Origin of the sequence: Bacillus sp. JJ864, assembly GCF_036963045.1 — a bacterium.
Classification (GTDB): Bacteria; Bacillota; Bacilli; order Bacillales; family Bacillaceae_G; genus Bacillus_A; species Bacillus_A pseudomycoides_C.
In genome coordinates this window covers 1-7937 of record NZ_JBALLY010000127.1, presented here as the reverse complement: position 1 = coordinate 7937, position 7937 = coordinate 1, and the positions used below count along the sequence as shown (strand labels likewise).

Sequence of the window (7937 nt, the reverse complement as noted above, 5' to 3'; positions counted from 1 at the left end):
TAACCCCTTTTACTGTACGCTAAGGGATATTTGTTCAGAAAATCTTATGTTTATGAACAGGGGATAAAACTCAATAATATCAACGTTTTATAGCTACAATCATGTTCATAAAGTGTGTAAACAAATCAATGTTCAATTAAACTTAGGTTTTTATCTTTCTGAACATGTATTTATCTTTAAAAAATACTGTAATGATAAGGGTTTGTAGTTCTTAGCGTACAATTTTCCCGAAATGGTATGGTGACCCCTTATAAGGAAATTATAGATGGGTTTAGTTTTTAAGATTGGCATTATTCTAGGGGGGACTCGAACTATTAAGGAAGGATATCTATTGAATATACGTTTTTATTGTTTTGCACAGGAATTAATAAAAAAAGAAAAGGGCTATAGGATACTGTCTTCTTTATTAAATTGGTTCATTTTTTTAGGTATAAATTACAAAGGTAAGTATTAATTTCAAATATGTATAGAAATAAATCAAAAAAATATATAAAAGAATCAAATATATATATAGACGAAAAGGAAAACGGTGAACCTCTTGCATACCAAGGGATTTGAGAGGTTAGAAGATTAAAGAAATGTAGAATTCACAATCTACAAGTGAAATACCAAATAAATCACAATTCACAAGCTTAAAAATCAACTATTCTATGTTTCCACAAGAAAATATTCATATTATCTACAAATTCACAAGTTAACTATCGAAACAAGAGAAAATAAAAAAACAGTAGATTATGAATGACAAACCTACTGTTTTTCGTTTTAGAATAGAGGATTTCAAAAGATATATGTTTTTTCTCATGACTAATAGCCTTGTTCAACTCAATTTTTTTAAACAAAGCTGGATAGGAAGCTATTTTGTTATTTTATGGGTTAGTTCACGCTGTAATCCATGTGTACCCATTCTGGTATATCTATTTTATGGCGTGCAAATGTCACAAGTAATTCATGGCGGTCATGATCGTTTAAGTATGTAAAACGCCAGGATGGAAGAGATTCGCGTAATTTTGTACGAACAAAAGCACCAATAGACTTCACTTTTTGGCCAGTTGTATTCACGTACTGTTCTAATGAATCTAATGCATAGCACATTGTATATGTCATCAATTGTGTTCTAGCAGTCTTATTTTCTAATAAATACGCAATCTTAGACACTTCGTTTTGGAATGCAACAACAAGATCACGACGATCTTTACTTGAAAGGGCATACCCAACTGATTTTAAACGAGATACCGCTTCTTTTCGCATTTTTGCTTCGTTTTGCTTAATATCGGTATCATCATTTTCTAAAACACACGATGCAGCCATGCGAACTGTAAAACGTGGGATTAAAACTTGATTTACAGCTTTACGCATACGAGTAAGACGTGATTCACGAGCATAACGTACAGTTGTATTTGATGCTTCAAATTGAAAAATAGGCGATAATAACTCGATATATTCACGTACTTTTTTTGCATTTCGGTTTAGATACTTCTTCAAAAAGCTCATACGTCGTACAAGAGTATACTGTTCGATACTTTCATGCTTTTGTTTATATAGCTCGTGTGTGAAGTTATTACATAGATCTAATAATAAGTAAATACCTTTGCGGTCACGATGTGTAACCAATTCACATAAAATAGTTGTCTCTAATAATGCTTTTGGAAGACGGAAGTAGGATAATCCCATACATTCTTGATTTCCTTCACGCTTTGTACGATTATTCAGTGCATAATGAGAAATTTCGTACACTGGTAATCCTTCTTCTGTAATTATCTCTTGTACGAGTCCACGTTGTAAAAGAATCTCAAATCCTGTATGTGCAGTTGTATAAGGTAGACCAATGATTTGAGCAAGCTGAGCCAGAGTAAAATCACTTGGCAGTAAACCAATATCATTTACCATGTAATGCATACCAACATACACAGCTAACGCTGATGCTGGCAGCTCGAACAATTCATCTTCTCTTTTTAATTGCTTGAGGAGTCCGTTGAAAAATTTTGGACCGCGCATGAGGAATTTTTGTTTTGTCATTTTTTTATCTAATTCTAGGTTTGTTTTAATTGCTCTTGTACTGACTTGGATATTGTCAGTCAGATCGTGAGCAGTTATATTTTCATAACTTGTTACCATTGAAAAAACCTCCTGTTTTTCCCCAGTACACACGTACAGAAAAATCTTGGGAAAATAGAGGTTCTTATTCACACTGTATTCACTTTGTGTTATAATTTTTATATAAGTGAATACTATTAGTATGATTTAAGACCCCTACTTCCTGGGCGTTTTTAATTGGTTTGAGTCGCCAAACTGTTAGCCAATTAAAAATTTGTATGGTGGTGGGGTTTTATTTTTTTTTGGATCATATCCTTTCTTCATTTTACAAGTCATAGACTTTATTATCAACACTAAAAATGGTAAGTCTGTTAAAAGAGTGTAAAAATGTAGTACGAACAAAAAAGACTGAATATTCAGTTAAAATTATTTCACAAATTCCTGTGTTTAAAAATGTTAAAATTTATAAAAATAAAGGTTCCATAAATATTAATCGGAAAACGTTTACTTTATTACGCTAATAATGCTTAACATAGCATAAAAAATGTTAATAATAGAGGATTAAAAGGGTGAATTTAGATGGTTAATATATACAGAAGGATGAAATTTTACTTAGAGACTTCTGGGTTGGAACATAAAGTGGTTGCAAAAGAATTAGGTATACCAGAGACCACGTTTTCAAATTGGTATACTAAAGGACAAAACATTTCAGTATATTCACTGTTAAAGATTTCATCGAAACTTTCTCCTTTAGAAAGAAATATTCAAGAAGAAGATGTTATTCAACATTTAAAAAAACATAGTAGACAAAATCTAAATGTAAAAATGGCGTTTCTTATTGCGCATTTAAATGGGTTTGATAAGTTATTAGATTTTGTGATTGATTTGTGTCAAAATCATTCAACATTAGAATTGTCAAGGTGTTACAACATTTTTAATTTATATAAATGTCGTTTAAATGGATCTAAAGATCTAGAAGAAATATTTTTAGAAATTGAAAATTCTAGAGCGATAGCCAATAAAAAACATTTCCAAGTAAGAATGTTCTGTGACATTTTAAGTATGCTAATTTTATGTGACTTAGGAAAATTTGATTTAATGATAAAATACAAAAAAAGGGTAGAAGATGATTCAAGGATAGTGAAAAATAAGGAATTGTTTAATTTATATCATTTTTGGATAGAGAGCATTTGGGGATATTCATTATTAAGAAGCAATGATGTTATTGGTTTTCAAGAGGTGTATAAAAATTTAATGGACTTCGAAGATTTGAACTTTTTCCCGATAATGCAAGCAGTGATAGATAGTAGAATGGGAGAAAGTAATTTATTCCTGGATGAGGTATCATCATTTCATTACTTAGAAAAGGCTTGTAATGCATTAACTTTATTGGGAGAGAAACACAAGTATAAAATAGCTTTAAATACTCTAAACTTTCTACGAATAATAACGAGGAAAGATATTGATAAAATTGATATGAATACATTAGATATAGCGGAAAAAAGTCTATATTTCATTATTCTGGATCAGAAAGATCAAGCTAATAAATTATTAGATTATCTTGAAGTTAAAAATGGGAAATTAAGTCCAATGCAGCGTCTCTATAGAGGGATGGCTAATAATGATTTGGAGGAAATTTCAAGTGTTATTGATGTGATGAAAATTAAAAACGATATTTTTTATGCAGGATTTGCGCAAAAAATATTTAATGAGTATAAAGAGAAAAGTATTCAAAATGTCGGAAAGGGATTTTGAAAAATGAAAAAATCTATCTTCATTTTTATAATATTGTTGTTAACCATAGCTACTAATACAAATGTAAAATGTACAAAAAAATATAATGAAATAAATGGTACGCACTATGAAGCGCAAGGCCTACAAATTGATAATTATTTAAGAGCTGATCCCGGTGGGGGGATGTAGAGAATTGATAACAAAAAAATATATAAAATCACAAAAGACGTCGTTTAAACGATGTCTTTTGTGATTTTATAAAGGATTTTATTAATGCATATACAGGAATTTATGAAATTGAAATCCATATAAAAAGGTGGTGACCTATAATGATATTGGATAAAGAATTATTAATAAAGATTGTTAAAAGTATTGACTTAGAATTGTTAGGTGATTGGATAGACTTGTGTGCTAGCACCTATAAAAATGAGGTATAGGAACTATTTCTTCTTACTTTTCTCTTTTTCATCCACTTCAAGTGTTAAAAATTTTGCATATCTAAGTAATTCCTTTTCGATATAAGGTTTATATTCATCTGGAACACTCATGTATTTATCATAAAGTAATTGTGATAAGCGGTGCACAGGATCTTCTTCTCCTTCCACTCTTTGAAGAAGCTCTTCATCGCTTATCATATGGTTTAGTAAATATGCTTCGCTAACATTAAAATAATTAGCGATTTCATGTATTTTATTAATTCGTGGTATCTTTTCTCCTGTTTCCCAGCTAGATATTGTTCTATAAGTTGAATTCAGATCAGCAGCTAGCTGATATCTATCTAACCCTCGAATAGTTCTTAATTTTTTTATGTTTTTCCCCAGTATATTATTTTTCATGTTCAAGATCACTCCTATAAGTATATATTAAGTGTTAAAAAACTTTTTGTAGGAAGTTTTAGTGTTAAATTTACATTTTAAGTGTTGACAGACACCTTTTAGGTGTTTAAAATGTGAATATGGAGGTGGAAAAATGCGTAAAAAAAAATCTGAAATAACAGTTTTAAAAAGTATTCGCAAAGATCAAGGAGTACTTTTAAAAAAAGTTGCAGCAGATTTAAATTTAAACAAAAGTGTATTGCAAGCAATTGAATCTGGGAAAAAAAGTACAATTGTTGATCGAGCGCAGAGTATTGCAGATTTTTATGGTCTTCCAGTTGAAGAACTATTTGTACCTACTTATTATCGCGCACGAATAATATGAGTTAAGATTTGCATGGAATTAAAATTTAACTGTTCTTTGAAAACTAGATACTGTTAAAGGAGCTGTAAGAAATGATTTTGAAACGATCTTATCAAGCGCTATTACTCACTATAAGTGTACTTTTATTAGTGATGAGCTTTTTAATTCCACTTAATACAGCAAGTGCCGAAGTCATCAATCGTGAAAAGTATGAGATGGACTGGGCATATAGTCCGCAATTTGGAAAAGAAGTCCGTACAGAGCTTCTCAAAAATTCGAGTGGCCAAATTGCTTATTGTCTGTCGTTCGGATTGCACTCTCCTAATGGCCGAGATCTTCCTGAAAGCGGTAGAACTGATGATATTGTGTACCGCGTTTTATTGAGCGGATACCCACAAAAAAGTCCGCAAGAACTAGGAGTTTCTACTTGGGAACAGGCTCATTATTCCACGCAGCTCGCAATCTGGAATAGTTTTGGGCAAATTAATGTGAATGAGTTGCAATTCAAAGATGCAGCTGTTGAACGAGCGACAAAAGCAATTATCAACGCAGCAAATCAGAATCAAGATACACAGGATGTATGGATGAATGTAGTTCCAACGAGCAAACAAGAAGCGCAGCTAAATGGTGAATACTTCGAAACAACAACGTACACTGTTCAAACAAACGCAAAAAAAGGTACACTCAAAGTACAAATGAGTAATGCGCCAGACGGTACACGAGTTGTAACAGAACAAGGTAAGGTAAAAGAAACGTTCCAACTAGGAGAAAAGTTCCGTGTGCAAGTGCCGAAATCCTCTAAGAGTAATGAACTATCTCTAAAAGTTGTTTCAAATCTAACAAATTATCATGCTGTTGTTTATAAGGGTACTGATTCAATCCAAGATGCAACAGTACTATTAGAACGTAACAAAGAGCAAGTAAGTACAAACTTGCAAGTTTATTGGAAAGCGAATGGCTCATTAAAAGTGATGAAAGTGGATGAGAACAAAAAGCCACTTTCAGGCGCAGTATTTGAAGTTGTAACTAGCAATCAACAAGTTATGGGAACGATTACAGCCGATGCAAACGGTATCGCTGAAATGGGTAACTTAGAACTTGGCACATACATTGTAAAAGAAGTGAAAGCACCTGTTGGATATGTGCTAGATGCTACACCAAAGCCTTTTGAGGTGAAAACAGGTGAAGTTGCTGCCGTTGAAATGAAGAATGAACAAATCAAAGGAAATATTCAAATCAAGAAAGTAAGTGACTCAGAAAAAGTTCTTTCAGGTGTAGAGTTTGCAGTCTACACAGTAGAAGGGAAAGAAGTAACTAAGACAGTTACGAGCGAGCAAGGAATTGCCGAAGCTAAGGGTCTTAAATACGGTAAGTATTTCTTTAAAGAAACAAAGGGTGTTCAAGGGTATCTTTTAAATGATACGAAATATCCATTTGAAGTGAAGGAACATGGAAAAACACTGACATTCACAGTTGAGAACAAAGAAGTGAAGGGAAATGTGCAGCTTCTTAAAATCGATCAAGAAAATGCTGATAAGAAATTAGAAGGCGCAACATTTATTTTACAAGATAGTAAAGGGAAGAAGATCAGTGAACATACTACTGATAAAAACGGGTTAATCAAAATTAATAATTTGCCATTCGGGGAATATCAATTCATCGAAAAAACTTCTCCAAAGGGATATGTTCTTGCAAAAGAACCAATTTCTTTCCGTATTACGGAACATGGCAAAACAATTGAATTAGTCGCAAAAAACAACCAAATCAAGGGAAACCTTGAAATTACTAAGGTTGACGTAGCCGATGGAAATACAAAACTTCCTAATGCAGAATTCACAATCTACAATGAACAAAGTCAAGAAGTGGTAAAAGGAAAAACAAATGAGCAAGGAATTGCAAAATTTGAAAAGCTTCCAGCAGGAAAATACACATATAAAGAAACATTTGCACCAGAAGGTTACTTGATTAATGAAGAGACATTCTCTTTTGAAATCAAAACAGATGGTGAAATCATCAAACATACAGTGAAAGATCAGAAAAAGCCACAACCAAAGACACCGCAACCAGAAAAACCACAACAACCACAACCAGAAAAATCACATCCAACACAACCACAAGTAGAAAAAACACCAGAGAAAGCAAAAGAAAATCTTCCAATGACAGGGGGGAAAGAGGAAAATCCTTACAAATTTTGGGTCGGAATCGGACTTCTTGTTATGGGAGCATTCGTAACTGCCTACGTACTCAAAATGAATAGAAAAGCAGAATAAGATATTCTTCTCAACTGATACAGGGAGGGCGGAAATTATGTGTGTATTTGATGTACAGTACCAAATTGGTAATGTGACATATCAAAAATCATATTTGCTGGCATGGCCAGCTGAGGGTTTTCAGTTGAAAAAAGAAATACAACATGTTCTATCTCAAGAGCATCAAAATCCTGTAAAAATTTTGTTCACGGAATTAGAAGAACTATAGAAAGGTATGAAGGACATGGGCACAATCAAATCAGCAGAAAAGATTCAGAAGCACGCTAATGAATTCGAAGAAGATGAACTTGGTATTGTGAAAGGATGTAAAAATGCGTTTTTGCTCGTGCTTCCATTCTGGATAGTGATATTCATCATCTGGATTTGGTAATTTAACTGGGTTTTAACAGACAAAATATTTCTATTTAACGATATAAAAAGATTATGAAATGAAAGGTGGGACTTGAAATGAAGCTCATTAAACATATTCGTAGTAAACGTGGTTTTTACATCGGTAGAGTGAACTACTCGCCACCTAAGCTTCGCTTGGAGGTGGGAGCTTCTCAGTTCCACGACGAAAGCAACCTTTCGTCTCCCTGAGCGTTACTTCGGGTTATTCCACCCCTAGATGTCCAACGTTTGGACGTTCTTTTTTACGGTTGATATTTTACGCAGGAACCGAATGGCTTGGTTTTCGCACTCTGTTTTCTTCCTGCAACCTTATATATATAATTACAACTT

General features: G+C 32.9%; 7 protein-coding genes. 5 read left to right on the top strand and 2 right to left on the bottom strand.

The annotated features are described in order from the left end of the window. Window positions 1–873: 873 nt before the first annotated feature. On the bottom strand, window positions 874–2115 hold the full coding sequence (locus tag V7024_RS18345) for a hypothetical protein (RefSeq protein WP_335522502.1): 1242 nt from the start codon (window positions 2113–2115) through the stop codon (window positions 874–876). A gap of 498 nt (window positions 2116–2613) precedes the next feature. Between V7024_RS18345 and V7024_RS18340 the strand changes: the two genes are divergently transcribed. Both V7024_RS18340 and V7024_RS18335 read left to right on the top strand, forming a co-directional pair. Next, window positions 2614–3789 (top strand): AimR family lysis-lysogeny pheromone receptor, encoded by a 1176-nt coding sequence (locus V7024_RS18340; protein WP_335522499.1) that lies wholly within the window; start codon window positions 2614–2616, stop codon window positions 3787–3789. Between the two features lie 3 nt (window positions 3790–3792). Further along, the gene (locus V7024_RS18335) at window positions 3793–3957 is read left to right on the top strand and encodes a hypothetical protein (RefSeq protein WP_335522498.1); all 165 of its coding nucleotides are present in this window, start codon (window positions 3793–3795) and stop codon (window positions 3955–3957) included. A 251-nt stretch (window positions 3958–4208) separates the two neighbouring features. Here V7024_RS18335 and V7024_RS18330 read toward each other — a convergent pair whose 3' ends face one another. Further along, entirely contained in the window at window positions 4209–4610 is a 402-nt protein-coding gene (locus tag V7024_RS18330) for a helix-turn-helix domain-containing protein (RefSeq protein ID WP_335522496.1), read from the bottom strand. Between the two features lie 127 nt (window positions 4611–4737). On the opposite strand from V7024_RS18330, the gene V7024_RS18325 reads away from it, so the two are divergent. From V7024_RS18325 to V7024_RS18315, 3 genes are all read left to right on the top strand, one after another. Then, entirely contained in the window at window positions 4738–4968 is a 231-nt protein-coding gene (locus V7024_RS18325) for a helix-turn-helix domain-containing protein (protein ID WP_335522494.1), read from the top strand. A 71-nt stretch (window positions 4969–5039) separates the two neighbouring features. After that, entirely contained in the window at window positions 5040–7217 is a 2178-nt protein-coding gene (locus tag V7024_RS18320; RefSeq protein ID WP_335522492.1) for a SpaA isopeptide-forming pilin-related protein, read from the top strand. A 37-nt stretch (window positions 7218–7254) separates the two neighbouring features. Further along, window positions 7255–7425, top strand: coding sequence for a hypothetical protein (locus V7024_RS18315; RefSeq protein ID WP_335522491.1), 171 nt, complete (start codon window positions 7255–7257; stop codon window positions 7423–7425). The last annotated feature ends 512 nt before the right edge of the window (window positions 7426–7937 follow it).

Excerpts from the sequence above, each read along its gene's own strand:
- V7024_RS18335 (WP_335522498.1), top strand. The coding sequence starts at position 3,793 with ATGAAAAAATCTATCTTCATTTTTATAATATTGTTGTTAACCATAGCT.
- V7024_RS18320 (WP_335522492.1), top strand. The coding sequence starts at position 5,040 with ATGATTTTGAAACGATCTTATCAAGCGCTATTACTCACTATAAGTGTA.
- V7024_RS18315 (WP_335522491.1), top strand. The coding sequence starts at position 7,255 with ATGTGTGTATTTGATGTACAGTACCAAATTGGTAATGTGACATATCAA.
- V7024_RS18340 (WP_335522499.1), top strand. The coding sequence starts at position 2,614 with ATGGTTAATATATACAGAAGGATGAAATTTTACTTAGAGACTTCTGGG.
- V7024_RS18345 (WP_335522502.1), bottom strand. The coding sequence starts at position 2,115 with ATGGTAACAAGTTATGAAAATATAACTGCTCACGATCTGACTGACAAT.
- V7024_RS18325 (WP_335522494.1), top strand. The coding sequence starts at position 4,738 with ATGCGTAAAAAAAAATCTGAAATAACAGTTTTAAAAAGTATTCGCAAA.